15 protein-coding genes are annotated in these 16,785 nt (G+C 53.0%); 6 read left to right on the top strand and 9 right to left on the bottom strand.

What is annotated here, in order from left to right; translation table 11 throughout:
- Positions 1 to 199: 199 nt before the first annotated feature.
- From AACU55_RS00385 to AACU55_RS00345, 9 genes are all read right to left on the bottom strand, one after another.
- Positions 200 to 1,759, bottom strand: a complete 1,560-nt coding sequence (locus tag AACU55_RS00385) for an anti-phage dCTP deaminase (RefSeq protein WP_134706456.1) — start codon at positions 1,757 to 1,759, stop codon at positions 200 to 202.
- Between the two features lie 33 nt (positions 1,760 to 1,792).
- Positions 1,793 to 1,972, bottom strand: a complete 180-nt coding sequence (locus AACU55_RS00380; protein ID WP_014333307.1) for a hypothetical protein — start codon at positions 1,970 to 1,972, stop codon at positions 1,793 to 1,795.
- Positions 1,973 to 2,206: 234 nt separating this feature from the next.
- Complete coding sequence (locus AACU55_RS00375; protein ID WP_126124557.1) at positions 2,207 to 3,001, bottom strand: DsbA family protein; 795 nt, start codon at positions 2,999 to 3,001, stop codon at positions 2,207 to 2,209.
- A 177-nt stretch (positions 3,002 to 3,178) separates the two neighbouring features.
- On the bottom strand, positions 3,179 to 3,901 hold the full coding sequence (locus tag AACU55_RS00370) for a DUF3053 domain-containing protein (protein ID WP_134706454.1): 723 nt from the start codon (positions 3,899 to 3,901) through the stop codon (positions 3,179 to 3,181).
- A gap of 284 nt (positions 3,902 to 4,185) precedes the next feature.
- A complete protein-coding gene (gene glyS, locus AACU55_RS00365; protein WP_037033908.1) occupies positions 4,186 to 6,255 on the bottom strand; it encodes a glycine--tRNA ligase subunit beta in 2,070 nt (689 codons plus the stop codon).
- Between the two features lie 7 nt (positions 6,256 to 6,262).
- Positions 6,263 to 7,198, bottom strand: a complete 936-nt coding sequence (gene glyQ, locus AACU55_RS00360) for a glycine--tRNA ligase subunit alpha (RefSeq protein WP_037033860.1) — start codon at positions 7,196 to 7,198, stop codon at positions 6,263 to 6,265.
- A 121-nt stretch (positions 7,199 to 7,319) separates the two neighbouring features.
- Positions 7,320 to 7,604: a type II toxin-antitoxin system RelE family toxin gene (locus AACU55_RS00355; protein WP_013573377.1), complete on the bottom strand. Its 285-nt coding sequence runs from the start codon at positions 7,602 to 7,604 to the stop codon at positions 7,320 to 7,322.
- Entirely contained in the window at positions 7,594 to 7,842 is a 249-nt protein-coding gene (locus AACU55_RS00350) for a type II toxin-antitoxin system Phd/YefM family antitoxin (protein WP_013573376.1), read from the bottom strand. Before AACU55_RS00350 ends, AACU55_RS00355 begins: the two co-directional genes overlap by 11 nt.
- 78 nt (positions 7,843 to 7,920) lie before the next feature.
- The gene (locus tag AACU55_RS00345; RefSeq protein WP_134706452.1) at positions 7,921 to 9,927 is read right to left on the bottom strand and encodes an autotransporter outer membrane beta-barrel domain-containing protein; all 2,007 of its coding nucleotides are present in this window, start codon (positions 9,925 to 9,927) and stop codon (positions 7,921 to 7,923) included.
- A gap of 190 nt (positions 9,928 to 10,117) precedes the next feature.
- Here AACU55_RS00345 and AACU55_RS00340 point away from each other — a divergent pair, with 190 nt between their 5' ends.
- The 6 genes from AACU55_RS00340 (at position 10,118) to AACU55_RS00315 (ending at position 16,738) form a co-directional block, all read left to right on the top strand.
- Complete coding sequence (locus tag AACU55_RS00340) at positions 10,118 to 10,690, top strand: DNA-3-methyladenine glycosylase I (RefSeq protein ID WP_037033862.1); 573 nt, start codon at positions 10,118 to 10,120, stop codon at positions 10,688 to 10,690.
- Positions 10,687 to 11,130: an N-acetyltransferase gene (locus tag AACU55_RS00335; RefSeq protein WP_013573373.1), complete on the top strand. Its 444-nt coding sequence runs from the start codon at positions 10,687 to 10,689 to the stop codon at positions 11,128 to 11,130. The genes AACU55_RS00340 and AACU55_RS00335 overlap by 4 nt, the downstream gene beginning before the upstream one ends.
- A gap of 221 nt (positions 11,131 to 11,351) precedes the next feature.
- Positions 11,352 to 12,014 (top strand): OmpA family lipoprotein, encoded by a 663-nt coding sequence (locus tag AACU55_RS00330; protein WP_037033864.1) that lies wholly within the window; start codon positions 11,352 to 11,354, stop codon positions 12,012 to 12,014.
- A 103-nt stretch (positions 12,015 to 12,117) separates the two neighbouring features.
- On the top strand, positions 12,118 to 13,125 hold the full coding sequence (locus AACU55_RS00325) for a LacI family DNA-binding transcriptional regulator (protein ID WP_014411432.1): 1,008 nt from the start codon (positions 12,118 to 12,120) through the stop codon (positions 13,123 to 13,125).
- A gap of 140 nt (positions 13,126 to 13,265) precedes the next feature.
- Positions 13,266 to 15,392 (top strand): alpha-galactosidase, encoded by a 2,127-nt coding sequence (locus AACU55_RS00320; protein WP_134706450.1) that lies wholly within the window; start codon positions 13,266 to 13,268, stop codon positions 15,390 to 15,392.
- Between the two features lie 59 nt (positions 15,393 to 15,451).
- Positions 15,452 to 16,738, top strand: a complete 1,287-nt coding sequence (locus AACU55_RS00315) for an MFS transporter (RefSeq protein WP_037033867.1) — start codon at positions 15,452 to 15,454, stop codon at positions 16,736 to 16,738.
- Positions 16,739 to 16,785 lie beyond the last annotated feature (47 nt).

Below are 16,785 nucleotides of genomic sequence, written 5' to 3'. Positions count from 1 at the left end.
TCACTTTTTGTTAACGAGTCTTTATCATTAAAACGTGATATTGATCACAAAGTATTTTTCACCGGACTTGTGTATTTCGCTTAAAAAGCATTCAGACGTGTCTGAGGAAAGGAAAACTGAGTTTACGGGAGAGATGTTGAAAGAAAATTACAGGGGGAGCGGGGCTACAAAAAACTGTAGCCCAAATGCATTGGCAAAATCATGCTGGAGGTAATGAGATTTCTTTACCAATTTTGGTCGTTACATCTTTGACTATTTTCAGTTCAAAATCGGTATAGCTGTAAAGCTGTTGAGAATCGACATGATGTGACGTTCTGATGTCATAAGTGATCGACTTGCCTTGCTGATTTTTCCTTGGTCGATTGTACCCAAAGAACTTAGCGTATCTTCTTGGTGCAGTACCCTCGAAATTATCGAAAACCACTTTAGAAATATCATCACCCGCCGGCTCGCCGTGGCTTATAGAATCTCCATGGAGATCTTCAGCCAGACTTTTTTCATAAGGCTCGATATACACTACACGCTTAATACCGGCGGCTATAATATGCCGCGCACAATTATGGCAAGGATAGGTAGTACAATAAAGCGTCTTACCTACCGTGCTCCCTTGAGCGATTCTTGCCATAGTGGTTATGGCATCCATTTCGGCATGAATTGCTCTTGAGTATTCAATTAACGATTTCAATTTAGTCGTTTTCATTATCTCTTCAGAAATAGTTGTAAATTGAGTTCGGGTACAATTGAATTTCTGAAGTACAACATCAATTTCTTTTCTGACAAGATTTTTGTGCTGATCATTTTGACAGCCTCCATCAGCAAAGCAGCGCTTATCATTATCTACGTTTTCACAGGAGTACAATCCTCCTCCTGCGGTTGGAACGTCATTACAACCGGTTGCCAGAATATTGTTGTTGTCATCCATGATAGCAGCCCCAACTTGTCGTGACAGGCATGCAGAACGTAATGCTGCAGTGCTGGCGTTAAACAGACCCGTTTCATCTCGTGTTGGTGTAAGGTTTTTTGCGCCATGTATCAGATTAACAAACCTTTGGACGGCATTTTCTATACGGATGTCACTGATATTTTTTATAAAATAATCCGAGCACTGCAATGTTTCTTCTACTTGCTGCCCATACTTAAGAGGTGAGCGTCGATCCCTTTCCACAAGCTTGTCTATATCGTCCCGGCTGATCCCGTCTCGTCTAAGGTTACTTCTTCTTTCTTTTAATGTTCGAAGTACGCCAAGCAGGTAGAAATTATTACGATATACCTCTCTCAGTAATTCAATTTCTGAAGGGTGTTTGAATTGATCGATAATATAAGCAACTTTGCTGGTCGTTTTTCCATGAGCCCCTTCTGCCTGACGTAGTTCTAGTAACTTATTGCGCAGGGAACTGATATTACGAATAGCCATTTGAGCGGCAATCATCGCCCCATGCTCTTTTCTCAGGGCATCTCCCAGATCTTGAAGCTGCACGTAATGTTCATAGCCTTTCAGTGAAATTAATTCACTCGCGATATCATGGGGTTTCGTGTTCGCCATTAATGTACTGAGCCTGATATGCTCAACATGGTATGACCCAGCAGTAAGTTGTTCGATCAGCTTTTCTTTTAATGTGTTAACACCGGAGCCACTGGCACCACATAATCCAATAATTAATTCCTGGGAACGGTGTCGTTGCAAAGCATCAATGCTGTCATGTTCAGTAGAGCGGTTTAATTTTTCAATCGGAATAATTTTTTGTGCAGGAACAGTCATAAAAACTCCAATGACTGGACAGACAAGGCCGGGTTACCAGTCGAGTTTAGCGGCAGCTTCCTGTACTCGCGCTTTGGCTTTCTCATACTCGGCAAACTCTTGCCAGGCTGAAAGATCAATCACTTTATGTAAACCCGTCGCTTCTTTTACGCTTCGGTTTTCACGGCGCTCGTTTTTTTTCAACGCAGCATAATCAGCGAATTGAACAATCATAAGCTATCCATGTAATCAGTAAAAAATTGAGTAAACTCTGCTGGCAGATCCCAGAATCAGAGATTGTTTCATTGGATGAATATCCATGAAGAAAAGAAGGTTACCACGTCAAAACCCACGAAGTGAGTAAAAATTTACTCAGTTTCAGCCGTTACATTCGATACTGAGAAGTGCTTTCCAAACTATCCCTGAGAAGAAAATCCGACAGCACAGGCTGCCGGATTGAAACAAAAATTATTTCCCGCCCTGCGCCTTCACGATAGCGGCCTGCAGTTCTTCAGCAGACACAGCACCAGGCAGCACGCTGGTGTTTTCAGCGGTCGCGCCGCTGGTTGGCATCACCACGAACCCTGGCGTACCGCTGAAGCCCAGCGTACGGGCCAGCTCATCGTTAGCGGCGATGGCTTCGTGCGTCGCTTTACGCTGTGCATCGGTTGGCGCTGTCGCTTTCGCGGCTTTCACTGCACCGGCGATATCGGCATCCGTAAGCTTACCTTCGTCATGACCGGTGCGGTAAATGCTGTTGTGGTAATCAAAGTACGCCTGAGCGCCTTTTTCTTTCCAGATAGCCATACCGGTTTCAGCCGCAGTGATGGACGCTTTCCAGCGGTCACCAAAGATTGGCCATTCTTTGAAGACGAAACGTACGTTCGGATTGGCTTTCACGGTCTGCTCAACAACCGGCGCCATGTGGCTGCAATACAGGCACTGGTAATCGAAGAATTCCACGAACGCGACTTTTGCATCTTTCGGGCCGTAGCTTGGGGTCGCAGGGTCGTTCAGCAGAGCTTTAGAATTTGCCAACACCGCGCTCAGGGTTTGCTGTTGTTGCTGATCAGCCTGCTGTGCCTGCAATTTCTGGCTGACCTGCACCAGAATTTCCGGGTGCTGCAACATGTAATCCGCCGCAATTTTACCAATGGCTTCCTGTTGCGCCGGGGTGAAATCTGCGGTTGCGCTGTCGGCAGCAACCGCCAGCGTCGGTGCCAGCACAAGGGAAGCCAACAGAGTCATCATCTGACGTTTCATCAAAAATCCTTAAAGTGAAAGACGGGAAAAAACGGACAGTTACCTTCAAAAGTAGAGGAACTCAGCCGGATTTGCAGGCAAAAAATTGTCATTTTTTATAAACAGGCGGACAGGATCTCAGTCAATAAAAAAGCCACGTACAAGATGACGTGGCTTCGTTGCTGATATCAGTCAGGCTTAGTTGCTAAAATCGCCCTGTGCGACTTTTTGCGCCTGAAGCAATGTCTGCTGTTTACCCACCAGATTCGACATCATGGTGTTGTACTGCGTGGCCTGTTGCTGCGTCGGGAACTGCACGCCGCCGTTGGCGAAAGCAACCTGAGTGCCCTGCTGTTGCAGGAAATCACCCACAGACGCGATATCCTGCGTGAAGCTTTGCAGTGCAGGCACCAGCGGGGTCAGCACGTTTGCAGGCTGGGTCACCACGTTGTTATACACCTGACCGTAAACGGCTTTCAGATCGTCCGGTTGTTTCAATGCCGCCATCGCGGTGTCGGCTTTCACTTTTGAGTCACGCAACTGCGCATTCAGCAAGCTCAGCGTGCTGGCCGCCTGTTGCAACGCGCTGCGCTGAGTCATGTAATCCTGCGGCGTACGCACCTGACCAATCGCGCTCACCACCGGCACCAGGCTACCTTCAACGGCACCTTTCATCTGGCGGGAGAATGACAGAATGATGCCGTAGTCATTCGCGTAATTACCAAAACGTTGTTTCTGATCTTCACTCAGCGACGGCAGATTTTGCCCGCTACGCATCACGGTATTTTGCAAATAATCGATAAAGGCTTTGCGTTGCTCCGGTTCTTTATCGCCGCATGCAGTGAGCTGAAACACCACCAGCAGTGCGATAAACGGCGCCAGCCAGCGAGAAAATGCACCGCTTCTGATCCCTACAGCCATGAGTCCTGACTCCTGATTTCAATGTTCTTCTTCCGGCCAGTTCCCTGCCGATGCTGTGCATTCCATGCGGGTTATAGGATAGAACAATTGGGGGGAGAACGCTTTTTAAAAAAGCGTAGAAATTGGCATCCGATAAGGTGCCTTGCTCCTTCCCCTGCGAAGGGGGAGGCTGGGAGGGGGTATTAAAGACAAAACAAGGGTCAACGCATACTTCAACTTTTTGATGTTGCTGTAATACCCCACCCCAACCCTCCCCTTCGCAGGGGAGGGCGCAAAAGCTAAATTTACTGAAGCAGCGAAATATCCGCCACCTGCAGGAACAACTCCCGCAGTTTGGAGAGCAGCGTCAGGCGGTTGATACGCACCGCTTCGTTCTCATCCATCACCATCACGGTATCAAAGAACGTATCGACGGTTTCACGCAATGCAGCCAGTTCCACCAGCGCTTCTTTGTACTGACCGGCGGCAAACAGCGGTTCCAGCTTGTCGCGCAGAACCACCAGATGCGTCGCCAGTTTCAGCTCAGCAGGTTCTTTCAGTACGGACGCGTGGACGTGATCCAGCAGAACATCCGTGGATTTCGCCAGAATGTTGGACACACGCTTGTTGGCCGCCGCCAGCGTGGCCGCTTCATCCAGCGTACGGAAGTAGCTCACCGCTTTCACGCGCGCATCGAAATCAGCCGGTTTGGTCGGACGACGTGCCAGCACAGCCTGAATGGTATCAACTGCGTGACCTTCTTCCTGATACCACGCGCGGAAACGACCGAGCATGAAATCAACCACTTCATCGACAACCTTGGCGTTAGTCAGCTTGTCGCCGTACAGACGCACCGCTTCTTCGGTCAGGGTTTGCAGATCAAGTGGCAGGTTTTTCTCAACGATAATACGCAGAACACCCAGCGCGGCACGGCGCAGTGCGAACGGGTCTTTGTCACCTTTCGGATGTTGACCGATGCCAAAAATACCGGCCAGGGTGTCCATCTTGTCAGCGATTGCCAGCGCGCACGCTACCAGCGAAGCCGGTAACTCGTCGCCCGCAAAGCGTGGCTGATATTGCTCGTTCAGCGCAACCGCGACTTCTTCCTGCTCGCCGTCGTGACGTGCATAGTGCATGCCCATCACGCCCTGCGTGTCGGTGAACTCGAAGACCATGTTGGTCATCAGGTCACATTTAGACAGCAGACCGGCACGTTTTGCGTTCTCAACGTTGGCACCGATTTTCTCAGCGATCCAGCCAGACAGCGCCTGAATACGGTCGGTTTTGTCGCGCAGCGTACCCAGTTGCTTCTGGAACAATACGGTTTCCAGACGCGGCAGGTTATCTTCGAGACGTTTCTTGCGGTCGGTATTGAAGAAGAATTCGGCATCGGCCAGACGCGGACGCACCACTTTCTCGTTACCGGAAATGATTTGCTGCGGATCTTTCGATTCGATGTTGGCGACAAAGATGAAGTTCGGCAGAAGTTTGCCTGCGGCGTCGTACACCGGGAAATACTTCTGGTCGCCTTTCATGGTGTAAACCAGCGCTTCAGCCGGAACAGCCAGGAATTTCTCTTCGAATTTCGCGGTCAGCACCACCGGCCATTCAACCAGAGACGCGACTTCTTCCAGCAGACTTTCACTCAGATCAGCGATACCGCCAATTTCTTTTGCCGCTTTTTCCGCGTCACGTTTGATCAGCGCTTTACGCTGCTCGTAATCGGCAATGACTTTGCCGCGTTCCAGCAGAATTTGCGGATACTGATCGGCGTTGTCGATGGTGAATTCAGGCTCGCCCATGAAGCGGTGACCGCGAAGAGTGCGGGCAGAATCGATACCGAGAATTTTCGCCGGGATCAGCTCATCGCCTAACAGCAGCGTGACAGTATGCACCGGACGCACGAACTGCACGTCGGAATCGCCCCAGCGCATCAGTTTAGGAATTGGCAGTTTAGACAGTGACGTGGCGATCATCGCAGGCAGCAGTTGTTGCGCGCTTTCACCTTTGACGTGCGCACGGTAAACCAGCCATTCGCCTTTGTCGGTGACCAGACGATCGGCCTGATCAACGGTGATACCGCAACCGCGAGCCCAGCCTTCAGCGGCTTTGCTGGGTTTGCCTTCGGCATCGAATGCCTGCGCCACAGCCGGGCCGCGTTTTTCGACTTCGCGGTCAGCCTGGGATTCATGCAGACCAGAGACTTTCAGCGCCAGACGGCGCGGTGCGGCAAACCATTTTACGTCGCCGTGTGGCAGATTCGCCGCATCCAGCTCCGCAGTCAGGTTAGCGGCAAAAGATTCAGCAAGGCTGCGCAGAGCCTTCGGTGGCAGTTCTTCCGTGCCGATTTCCACCAAAAAAGTTTTATCAGTCATGGATGGCTCACTCATTCTCTAGTTTCGGATGATCATCGTTCTTTTTGCACATCGGGAAGCCCAGCACTTCGCGGGAAGCGTAATACGCCTCAGCTACCGCTTTAGTCAGGGTACGGATGCGCAGAATGTAGCGCTGACGTTCAGTCACAGAAATCGCTTTACGCGCGTCGAGCAGGTTGAAGCAATGGGCCGCTTTCAGGATGCGCTCGTAAGCAGGCAGTGCCAGTGGCTTTTCGAGCGCCAGCAGGGTTTGCGCTTCTTTCTCGTGCTGTTCAAAACAGGTGAACAGGAAATCGACATCGGCGTATTCAAAGTTATACGTCGATTGTTCCACTTCGTTCTGATGGAACACGTCGCCGTAGGTGGTTTTACCCAGCGGACCGTTGCTCCACACCAGATCGTAAACGCTGTCCACGCCCTGGATGTACATCGCCAGACGTTCCAGACCGTAAGTGATTTCGCCGGTTACCGGTTTACATTCCAGGCCGCCGACCTGCTGGAAGTAAGTGAACTGCGTCACTTCCATGCCGTTCAGCCACACTTCCCAGCCAAGACCCCAGGCGCCAAGCGTCGGGTTTTCCCAGTTGTCTTCAACGAAGCGGATATCGTGGATCAGCGGATCAAGACCCAGCTCTTTCAGTGAGCCGAGGTACAGTTCCTGAATGTTTTCCGGTGAAGGTTTGATCATCACCTGAAACTGATAATAGTGCTGCAGGCGGTTCGGGTTCTCGCCGTAGCGGCCATCGGTCGGACGGCGTGATGGCTGAACATAGGCTGCCGCAAAAGGCTCAGGGCCGAGTGCGCGCAGACTGGTCATCGGGTGCGAGGTCCCCGCGCCGACTTCCATATCCAGCGGTTGAACAATGGTGCAGCCCTGCTGCGCCCAATAATCTTGCAGTGTCAGGATCAGGCCCTGAAATGTCTTGGTATCAAACTTTTGCATGTTGGATTCGCACGCGAGAAAGTGGGTGTAAAGAGAGTGCGACAGTATACCCGCTGCACGGAAGATAATCAGCCAGAATGACACATCAGTTCAGCCGGATTTGCTTTCGGGACGCCAGTATTCAGCGCTTCTCAGCCAGTTTATACGCTTCGTTGCCTTCGCGTTTACCCACCGCGACAACGGTCACGATGATTTCCTGATCTTCTACCTGATACACCAGGCGATAACCAAGACTCTTTAATTTGATTTTATAGCGGTTATTTTTGGGGCCACATAAGCGGGCAGAAACCACGTGAGGATTCTCCAGCCGCTCGGCCAGTTTCTTTTTAAATTGCTCCTTGATCGTTGGGGCAAGTGCTTTCCATTCTTTTAAAGCTGATTTGAAAAAATTGAGTTTATAAGTCATCCAGTGTCAGCCTTATCCTTTCTTCACCCTGCCGCGCATCCATTATGCGGTTCAATTCAACGTCTTCTGCAAGACTCAGAAAATAGGCGTAAACATCGGGCGGAACGCAATAAAAAGCGGGCTCGTTACGATTGAGTATCGCCACCGCTTCGCCTTCGCCTGCACTAAATGTTCCCATCGGGTCGCGTTTTAGTTCAGTAATACTGGCGGCTGAGGAAGTGAGTATTTCAAACGGCATAGTTTTTCTCCTTTTTTCATACTATGCCGTCAGTATAGCTTTTAAAGACATCATTTAAAGCACTCTTAATAATATCTTTTAAAACCGCGCACTCAGCCCGGCGTTGTAGGAAGTTTGTTCGCCGGAATCCAGCCCGGTGGTTTGCGAGATAGCCGCAAATGCTGAAATGCTGTGGGTGATTTGCACGTTTAAGCCTGCGGTCATATCCACCCAGTCGTCGTCCTGTTCGCCGGTGGTGCGGCTGAACCGCGTGCGGGTGGATTTGATCGCGCCGGTGGTGCTGTAGGTTTTATCGCCAAACTGGCGGTCATAGGTGACCTGCGCATACGGATTGACGATGCCGAGTTCGGCATTCACCCGCCAGCCGAGCGCACCGATTTGTGAATGAGAAGTCTGATCGCCAAAACGCATCGAGGTACTGTTGTTCCCCTTCTCGCTGTAACCTTCAACACTGCTGTAATCCCAGCTGTATTGCGCCACCGGCCCGGTCTTCAGCACCGGCAGAACCGGAAAGTCCCAGCCTGCGGTGACGCGTCCGCCGATCTGTTTGCCGTCCGTTTCACCGCGCTCCGTCCGGGTGGTGGGGCCGAGCGTAATGCGGCGTTTGATATCGTCATAATTGAGCGAGCCGTAGTGCACATCGCCGTTGATCCAGCCATTTTCGGCGATTTTAATGCCGGTGAAGGCGGTCGCCATCCAGCCGCGCGTACGGTAGCTGTAATGGTCAGTCGGATCATCCTTATCATCGGAGCCGGAAAGCATAAGCCCCATCATCCAGCGATCGGTCATCTGATAATCCATACCGATATTCAGCGAGTTAGCCGTCAGGTCGCCATCATCCAGCCCCATCGACGGGCTGAATTTGCTGTCCGCACTTTGCCCGGCATAACCGCCAAACATGCCGAAGGTTCCCGCATCGTTATTCTGCGTACGCAACTGCTGATAACGGCTGTCGAGCAAGCCTTGTGTATTTCGCGCCAGCGCCAGTGAACCCTGACTCAGCGCAGAGGCTTCCAGCGGGCCGTCGAGCACCGACTGCATATATTGCGCAATCAGCGCGTGCGCCTGAGGCGTCGGGTGGAAATGGTCAGAAAACAGGAAAGCTTTGCTGCTGTCGAAACCCGGCAGATTCGAAGTACATTCCGAGGCGGATGTCCCGACCGGACAGGCCGTACCGGCAGTATTGGCAAAACCGTACCGCGCCGGATCGGCAACCACTTCGTTGAACAGCCCGTTGATATCCACGCGCGCAATATTGCCGCCGGTTTTCGCCAGCGCGATATCTTCGGTGGTGTTGTATGTGTCGGTCAGGCCGCCCGCCACGTCTTTCAGCGCGTCATACGCGGCCGCCAGCCCTTTGGCGATCACGTCCTGCACCAGCGGAATGCCTGAGCCTTCCGCCGCAGCGGCCGCCAGCGCATTGTGAATGGCCTCGGTGCGGGCATCGGCATCCGGCGTAGTTTGTGCATTCAAATACTGATACGCCGCTGCCAGCGCCTGTTGCTGCACCGGCAACAATCCGACCTGGATCACGCCTTCCATCAGCACCGGTGTCAGACCGATATTCGGCACCGTCGGCACCACAACCGTGCCAGCACCGGCTTTCAGTAAATCGTTTACCTGTGAGGCCGCCTGCGTCGCGCTGTTGGTGGCAATTTCCACCGCCGTGACCGGATTCAGGCTCAGCGCCGCAGCGGCCAGATCGTTACCGCCAATCCAGTGAATATACAGTCCGTTCGGATCGGCTTTGCCGCCAGTCGACGTCAGATAGCTTTTAACCTGATCCTGGGTGGTGTAATCAGAATCCAGCCCCGGCACCGCCACACCGCCACCTTCGGCATAGTTCAGGCCGCCTTTTGAAGAAGGAGCTAAGGTTGTGCCGATGTTGTTCGCCAGGATCTCGTCATAAAGCGGATGCGTGCTGCTGTCGAAGGTCCAGCGACCAATGTTACCGGTGTCGCTCAGGCTGTCGCCGAACACATAAAGCTGGTCAAAAGCCTTCGCGGGAGCCTGTAAACCGAGGCACAGTGCCACGGCAAATGCTCCCTGAGAGAGTCGTAAAATCGACGAATTCTTGCCTGCCATAACGGTGATTTCCCTCAATAATGACGCTCAACGCAAGGATTAAACGTAAGGATTACGTAATGATTGGCTTTAAATATTGTTCAGATCCGACCAGCGTCAAGGTGGGGATTTAGAAATTGCGACGTTGCAGAGTTATCCGAGAAGCCACACACTGACACCACGCATTTAAGCCTCTTATAAGGACGACAGAATGGCGACTACCCGATGCAACTGGGTTTCGAAAGAACCGATTTACCTCGAGTATCACGATAAAGAATGGGGCGTGCCGGTTAAAGATGGCCGCGAATTGTTTGAAATGTTGTGTCTGGAAGGCCAGCAGGCCGGTCTGTCGTGGATCACCGTGCTGAGAAAACGCGAAAACTATCGCCAGAATTTTCATCACTTCGACCCGGTGCGCATTGCGAAAATGACCGATGACGACGTGGAGCGGCTGGTGCTCGACGCCGGGATCATCCGCCATCGTGGCAAAATCAAAGCCATTATCGGCAACGCACAGGCGTATCTGGCGATGCAGGCCGGTGGCGAAGACTTCTCTGAATTCATCTGGAATTTTGTTGGCGGCCAACCGGTCATCAATAATCCGCTTGGTCCGGAAGGGGTTCCGGCGACCACCGCCGTGTCCGATGCCATGTCCAAGGCGCTGAAAAAGAAAGGCTTTAAGTTTACCGGTTCGACAATTTGTTATGCCTTTATGCAGGCAGCCGGGCTGGTGAACGATCATCAGTCATATTGCTTCTGCCATCCGGCGAATCAGCCGTCATGATCCGTGCAGCGCGGCCCGCCGACACCGAAGCCATTCTGATGCTCTGGCTGCGCAGTTCTTTGCTTTCACACGCGTTCATCGCCGAATCCTACTGGATTGAAAGCCTGCAAATGGTCAGAGAAGATTTTCTGCCCAAAGCCAGAACCTGGGTCGATTGCGACGAAGATGATCAGGTTTGCGGATTTATCAGCGTGATGAATCAGCAGTTTATCGGTGCGCTGTTTGTAGAAGCCTCACACTACGGCGATGGCACCGCGCAGCGTCTGATGGCGGCGGCAAAGGAGGAATATCCGGTGCTGCTGCTGGAGGTTTACCAACAAAATGATCGCGCCGTCTCGTTCTATCGCAAGGAAAATTTTGAGATAACCGCGAACACCCGCCATCCCGGCACGGATATGCCAACGTACATTCTGCGCTGGCATCATCCCCTTTCTGAATAAGTTCCAAAAATCCGTAAAAATACAAAAACGGATATCCGGAATTCTCCTACTGCTTAACGTGCCGAAATTGCGCATAAAGAGCGCCAGAACGCCGCAGGACTGATGTCCTCCCGTTGCATTTGTTTATGTTTTGACACCTTTTTCTGTGCAACTTGTCAGAAAGCGCGAAGTCATAATGCAGCGATGAAGTTCTGAATAATAAACATCCTGAAGGAAATAAGATGAGCAAAAGATTAGTTGTGGTTGCGGGCGTACTTTGCGCCACCCTGGGCCTGTCGGCCTGTACCACTAACCCTTACACCGGCGAATCAGAAGCAGGGAAATCCGGCATTGGCGCAGGTCTTGGGGCCGCGCTCGGCGCAGGCGTCGGTATGCTGTCTTCTTCTAAACACGACCGCGGCAAAGGTGCGCTGATCGGTGCCGCAGCCGGTGCCGCACTGGGCGGCGGTGCAGGTTATTACATGGATGTGCAGGAAGCTAAACTGCGCGACAAAATGAAAGGTACCGGCGTCAGCGTGACCCGTCAGGGCGATAACATCGTGCTGAACATGCCAAATAACGTCACCTTCGATACCAACAGCAGCACGCTGAAACCGGCAGGCGCTAACACGCTGACCGGCGTGGCGATGGTACTGAAAGAGTATCCGAAAACCGCCGTCAACGTGATCGGTTACACCGACAGCACCGGCACCCGCGCGCTCAACATGAAACTGTCGCAGCAACGTGCTGACGGCGTGGGCAGTGCGCTGATTACACAAGGTGTTGAAGGCAGCCGCGTACACACCACCGGCGCCGGCCCGGATAATCCGATTGCCAGCAACAGCACCGAAGCCGGGAAAGCGCAAAACCGTCGTGTAGAAATCACGCTAAGTCCGTTGCAGTAAACTCTGAATATCCTTATTCATCACGGGGCCTTATGGCCCCGTTTTGTCTGGCATGTGATATTCTCCCGCAATGTGTCTCCTCAACGGCGTTACGGGTGTCAGTATGTCTCTGAAAGCTATCGCGAAAGATCTCGGTATTTCCGTGACCACCGTCAGCCGCGCGCTGAACGGTTACGATGACGTTTCAGCAGAGACCAAAGCCCGTGTTCAGGCGGCGGCAAATGTGCGCGGTTACCGCCCCAACACCCTCGCCCGCCGGTTGAAAATGGGCAAGATCGACGCCGTTGGCCTCATTTTTCCCTTCACTTCCCACCCTTTAAGTAATTCTGCTTTTATCGAAATGGTCGGTTGTATCACCCGTGAACTGGCCAAACATGAAATCGACCTGTTACTGGTGCCGGATGAACTGGGCACCTTTTCGTGGCGGCGTCTGATTGAAAGCAAGCGCGTCGATGCCATGCTGGTGGCGCATACGCTCGATAACGACCCTCGTCTGCTGGATTTGCAGCAACGCAATTTCCCGTTCCTGGCACTGGGCCGCAGCGGTTGCCTGACGCAGGACTACGCCTGGTTTGATTTCGATAACCGCGCCGGTATGCAGATGGCGGTCGATCATCTCGCCGCACTCGGCCATCAGCGCATCGCATTTCTTGGCGAAAATAATCAGCAATCGTTTATCGGACAGCGTTATCAGGGGTATCTCGACGGGTTGCAGGTCAACGCCCTGCCGGAAAACCCGGACTACATGCATAAAATCAGCCCAAGCCGTCGCGCCGGTTATCAGACCACGCAGGCATTGCTGGCGCTACCGGTGCCGCCAACGGCGATTGTCTGCGACTGCAATATGCACGGCGAAGGCGCTGCACTGGCGTTACATGAAGCCGGTTTACTGCTCAGTGGCGGTATATCACTCATCATTTTTGACGGATTACCCCGTGACAGCGTGCCGGATGTGGCGGTGACCGCCGTCCGCCAGGGCACCCGCGAAGCGGTCGGTTTGCAAATCGCCACCATGACAATGTCGCTGATCCGCAACGAGCCACTGAAAGATTTACAGGTTCTCTGGCAGCCTGAACTGCAGGCGGGCGTTACCGCACATCCACCACGCTGATACTTCCCCTTTCGGTTATTTTTCCACCCTATATCACAAATCTGACGATTTACATTTCCCATCCGAAACGTTTCGGATCAATAGTTACTCCACCTGATCGCGTCTTATCAGCGCAAATCTTTGTTTGGAGCAGCGACTATATGGAAAACCAGATTGTTCATTTAACCGGCGGGAATACCAGCCTGATCGTGCGTTGCATGCCTTACGCCGAAATTCTTTACTGGGGAAACCGCCTCAGCCAGTTTTCAGCGAATGACATTATTTCGCTGAGCCGCGCGGTGCCCAATGGCCGGATTGATGTCGAAGCGCCGGTGAATGTCAGTGCCGACTCAGGGCGCGGTTCATTCGGCACACCGGGCATGGAAGGCCATCGCGACGGGCTGGACTGGTCGCCGGTATTCAATACCACGCAGGTAAAGCACGATGAAAACCAGCTCACCATTACCACCGAAGACCCGATCGCCGGACTGCAATTTCGCAGCGAGTTACGCCTCGATAACAGCGGCGTTTTGCAGGCACGTAACAGCCTGACCAACCTCAAACCCGGCACGTATCAGGTGACGCGACTGGCCGTGACGCTGCCGCTGCCGGAACGCGCCGCCGAAGTGATGGCCTTTCATGGCCGCTGGATCAAAGAATTCCAGCCGCACCGCACACGGCTGGATCACGGCGGCATCATTCAGGAAAATCGTCGCGGCAAAACCTCTTCCGAATATTTTCCGGCGATGATGATCGGTCATCCGGGTTTCAGCGAAGAACAGGGCGAAGTCTGGGGAATGCATCTGGGCTGGAGCGGCAACCACAGGCTGCGCGCCGACATCAAAATCGACGGCCGCCGTCTGGTGCAAGCCGAAGCGTTGTATCTCCCCGGTGAGCAACGACTCGGGCAAGGCGAAACTCTGGAAACGCCCTGGCTGTATGCCAGTTATTCCGCCAGCGGCCTGAACCGCATGAGTCAGCAATTCCACCAGTTTGTGCGTGAACAGATTTTGCGCTTCCCGGCTGAGAAACCGCGGCCGGTGCATCTCAATACCTGGGAAGGGATTTATTTCGATCACGATCCTGACTACATCATGCAGATGGCGACCGAATCCGCCGCGTTAGGCGTGGAACGCTTCATTATCGACGACGGCTGGTTCCGTGGCCGCGACCATGACCGCGCCGCGCTCGGTGACTGGTATCTCGACGAGAAGAAATACCCGAACGGCCTGAAACCGGTGATCGACCATGTGAAAAAACTCGGGATGGAATTTGGCATCTGGGTCGAGCCGGAAATGATTAACCCGGATTCCGATTTATACCGCGCCCACCCTGACTGGCTGCTGGCGTTGCCGGGCTATCAGCAACCGAGCGGACGTCACCAGTTCGTGCTCGATCTGAACAATCCGCAGGTCTTTGATTATCTGCTGGAACGCATGAGCTGGCTGCTTGGCGAGCACGACGTCGATTATGTGAAATGGGACATGAACCGTGAAATTGTCCAGCCCGGCCATGAAGGCCGCGCGGCACTGACGTCACAAACGCAGCAGTTTTACCGCCTGCTCGACGCGCTGGGCGAACGTTTCCCGCAGATTGAGTTTGAATCCTGCGCGTCCGGCGGGGGTCGCATTGACTTCGAGGTGCTCAAACGCAGCCACCGTTTCTGGACATCCGACAATAACGACGCGCTGGAGCGGCAGAAAATTCAGCGCGGCATGAGCTATTTCTTCCCGCCGGAAGTGATGGGGTCGCACATCGGCAACAAGCTGTGCCATGCCACCTCACGCCAGCACAGCATTGAATTTCGCGGCCTGACGGCGCTGTTCGGTCACATGGGGATTGAGCTGGATCCGGTGAAAGAAGGTGATACCGAACGCGCCGGTTTTGCGAAATACACCCGCCTTCATCAACAACTTCGCCCGTTATTACACAGCGGCGACGTTTACCGCGTGGATACACACGACGAGACGGTGCTGATCAATGGCGTGGTCAGTGAAAGCGCCGATCGCGCGGTATTCCTGGTCAGCCAACTGGCGATGCCCACCTGGTCGTTACCCGGTGTGTTGCGGGTGCCGGGGCTAAGACCTGATGCGCGTTATCGCGTGACGGTGCTGGATGAACCGCCATTGCTGGCGGGCGGCGGCAGCGGTCACACCATGCGCGTACAACCGGCGTGGCTGCATGAATCTCCGGTATTGAGCGGCGAATGGCTGGCAAATGCCGGGCTGGCACTGCCGGTGTTGGATCCGGAAAGTGCCCTGCTGCTGGGCTTCGAAGAAATCAGATAACAACAAAAAAACGCCGGTACGACAGTGCCGGTTTTCATGGTTTCGGCAAGGAAATCACTATGAACTCTACACAAACCTCCGATCGTTGCTTCTACAAAAACAATACTAATTTCTGGATATTTGGCAGCTATTTCTTCCTGTATTTCTTCATCATGGCGACCTGTTATCCGTTTTTACCGATCTGGCTTTCTGACGTGATCGGCCTGAGTAAGACGGAAACCGGTATCGTGTTCTCCAGCATGTCGTTGTTTGCCATTCTGTTTCAGCCGATTTTCGGCATCATTTCAGACAAGCTCGGCCTGAAGAAGCATCTTCTGTGGGTCATCGCCGTGCTGCTGTTCCTGTTTGCGCCGTTCTTCATTTACATTTTCGCGCCATTGTTAAAACTGAATATCGTACTCGGCGCGATACTTGGCGGTGCGTATATCGGTTTCGTCTTCGCGGGCGGCTCCGGTGCAACTGAGGCGTATATCGAAAGAGTGAGCCGCAACAGTTCGTTTGAATACGGTAAGGCGCGGATGTTCGGCTGTTTCGGCTGGGGGATTTGCGCCTCGACGGCGGGTGTGCTGTTTAATATCAACCCGGATATCGTGTTCTGGATGGGTTCCGGGGCCGCAATCATTTTGATGATTTTGCTGCTGATTGCCCGTCCACAGGAAAACAAAAACGCACAGGTGCTGGATAAACTCGGTGCCAATCAGCCGCAATTCTCGCTGAAAACGGCGGCAATGTTGCTGAAAGAGCGCAAACTGTGGATGCTGATTTTGTATGTCATCGGCGTGGCCTGTGTGTATGACGTGTTCGATCAGCAGTTCGCGACGTTCTTCAAAACTTTCTTCGCGTCGCCACAGCAGGGCACGGAAATGTTCGGCTACGTCACCACCGCCGGTGAGTTGTGTAACGCACTGATTATGTTCTGTTCTCCGTGGATCATTAACCGCATCGGCGCGAAAAACACCTTGCTGCTGGCAGGCACGATTATGTCGATCCGCATTGTCGGTTCGTCATTTGCCACCACGGCGGTTGAAGTGATTTTGCTGAAGATGCTGCACGCGCTGGAAGTACCGTTCCTGCTGGTTGGCGTGTTCAAATACATCACGCAGATTTTTGATGTCCGGTTCTCGGCGACCATTTATCTGATCGGGTTTAACTTTGCCAAACAACTGGCGGCCATTTTCCTTTCGGCCTTCGCGGGCAGTTTGTATGACCGTATCGGATTCAGTGATACTTATCTGATCCTCGGCGGTATTGCCTTTGGCGTGACGATCATTTCCGCGTTTACCCTGAGCAGCAGGCCGAAGCCCGAAGCGGTTTCCGGGGTGCAAACGGCAGAAGGTTTGCGCTGACTTGCGGATGCAGTCTTTCAGCACTCTGTGCTAGTCTCCGTGGGATG

The sequence above is a fragment of the Rahnella sp. CJA17(1/100) genome, assembly GCF_963881615.1.
GTDB classification, from domain to species: domain Bacteria; phylum Pseudomonadota; class Gammaproteobacteria; order Enterobacterales; family Enterobacteriaceae; genus Rahnella; species Rahnella aceris.
This window is presented reverse-complemented; position numbering and strand designations above follow the sequence as displayed.

Coding starts and splice junctions, on each gene's coding strand:
- AACU55_RS00385 (WP_134706456.1), bottom strand. CDS start 1,759: ATGACTGTTCCTGCACAAAAAATTATTCCGATTGAAAAATTAAACCGC.
- AACU55_RS00380 (WP_014333307.1), bottom strand. CDS start 1,972: ATGATTGTTCAATTCGCTGATTATGCTGCGTTGAAAAAAAACGAGCGC.
- AACU55_RS00375 (WP_126124557.1), bottom strand. CDS start 3,001: ATGAAACGTCAGATGATGACTCTGTTGGCTTCCCTTGTGCTGGCACCG.
- AACU55_RS00370 (WP_134706454.1), bottom strand. CDS start 3,901: ATGGCTGTAGGGATCAGAAGCGGTGCATTTTCTCGCTGGCTGGCGCCG.
- glyS (WP_037033908.1), bottom strand. CDS start 6,255: ATGACTGATAAAACTTTTTTGGTGGAAATCGGCACGGAAGAACTGCCA.
- glyQ (WP_037033860.1), bottom strand. CDS start 7,198: ATGCAAAAGTTTGATACCAAGACATTTCAGGGCCTGATCCTGACACTG.
- AACU55_RS00355 (WP_013573377.1), bottom strand. CDS start 7,604: ATGACTTATAAACTCAATTTTTTCAAATCAGCTTTAAAAGAATGGAAA.
- AACU55_RS00350 (WP_013573376.1), bottom strand. CDS start 7,842: ATGCCGTTTGAAATACTCACTTCCTCAGCCGCCAGTATTACTGAACTA.
- AACU55_RS00345 (WP_134706452.1), bottom strand. CDS start 9,927: ATGGCAGGCAAGAATTCGTCGATTTTACGACTCTCTCAGGGAGCATTT.
- AACU55_RS00340 (WP_037033862.1), top strand. CDS start 10,118: ATGGCGACTACCCGATGCAACTGGGTTTCGAAAGAACCGATTTACCTC.
- AACU55_RS00335 (WP_013573373.1), top strand. CDS start 10,687: ATGATCCGTGCAGCGCGGCCCGCCGACACCGAAGCCATTCTGATGCTC.
- AACU55_RS00330 (WP_037033864.1), top strand. CDS start 11,352: ATGAGCAAAAGATTAGTTGTGGTTGCGGGCGTACTTTGCGCCACCCTG.
- AACU55_RS00325 (WP_014411432.1), top strand. CDS start 12,118: ATGTCTCTGAAAGCTATCGCGAAAGATCTCGGTATTTCCGTGACCACC.
- AACU55_RS00320 (WP_134706450.1), top strand. CDS start 13,266: ATGGAAAACCAGATTGTTCATTTAACCGGCGGGAATACCAGCCTGATC.
- AACU55_RS00315 (WP_037033867.1), top strand. CDS start 15,452: ATGAACTCTACACAAACCTCCGATCGTTGCTTCTACAAAAACAATACT.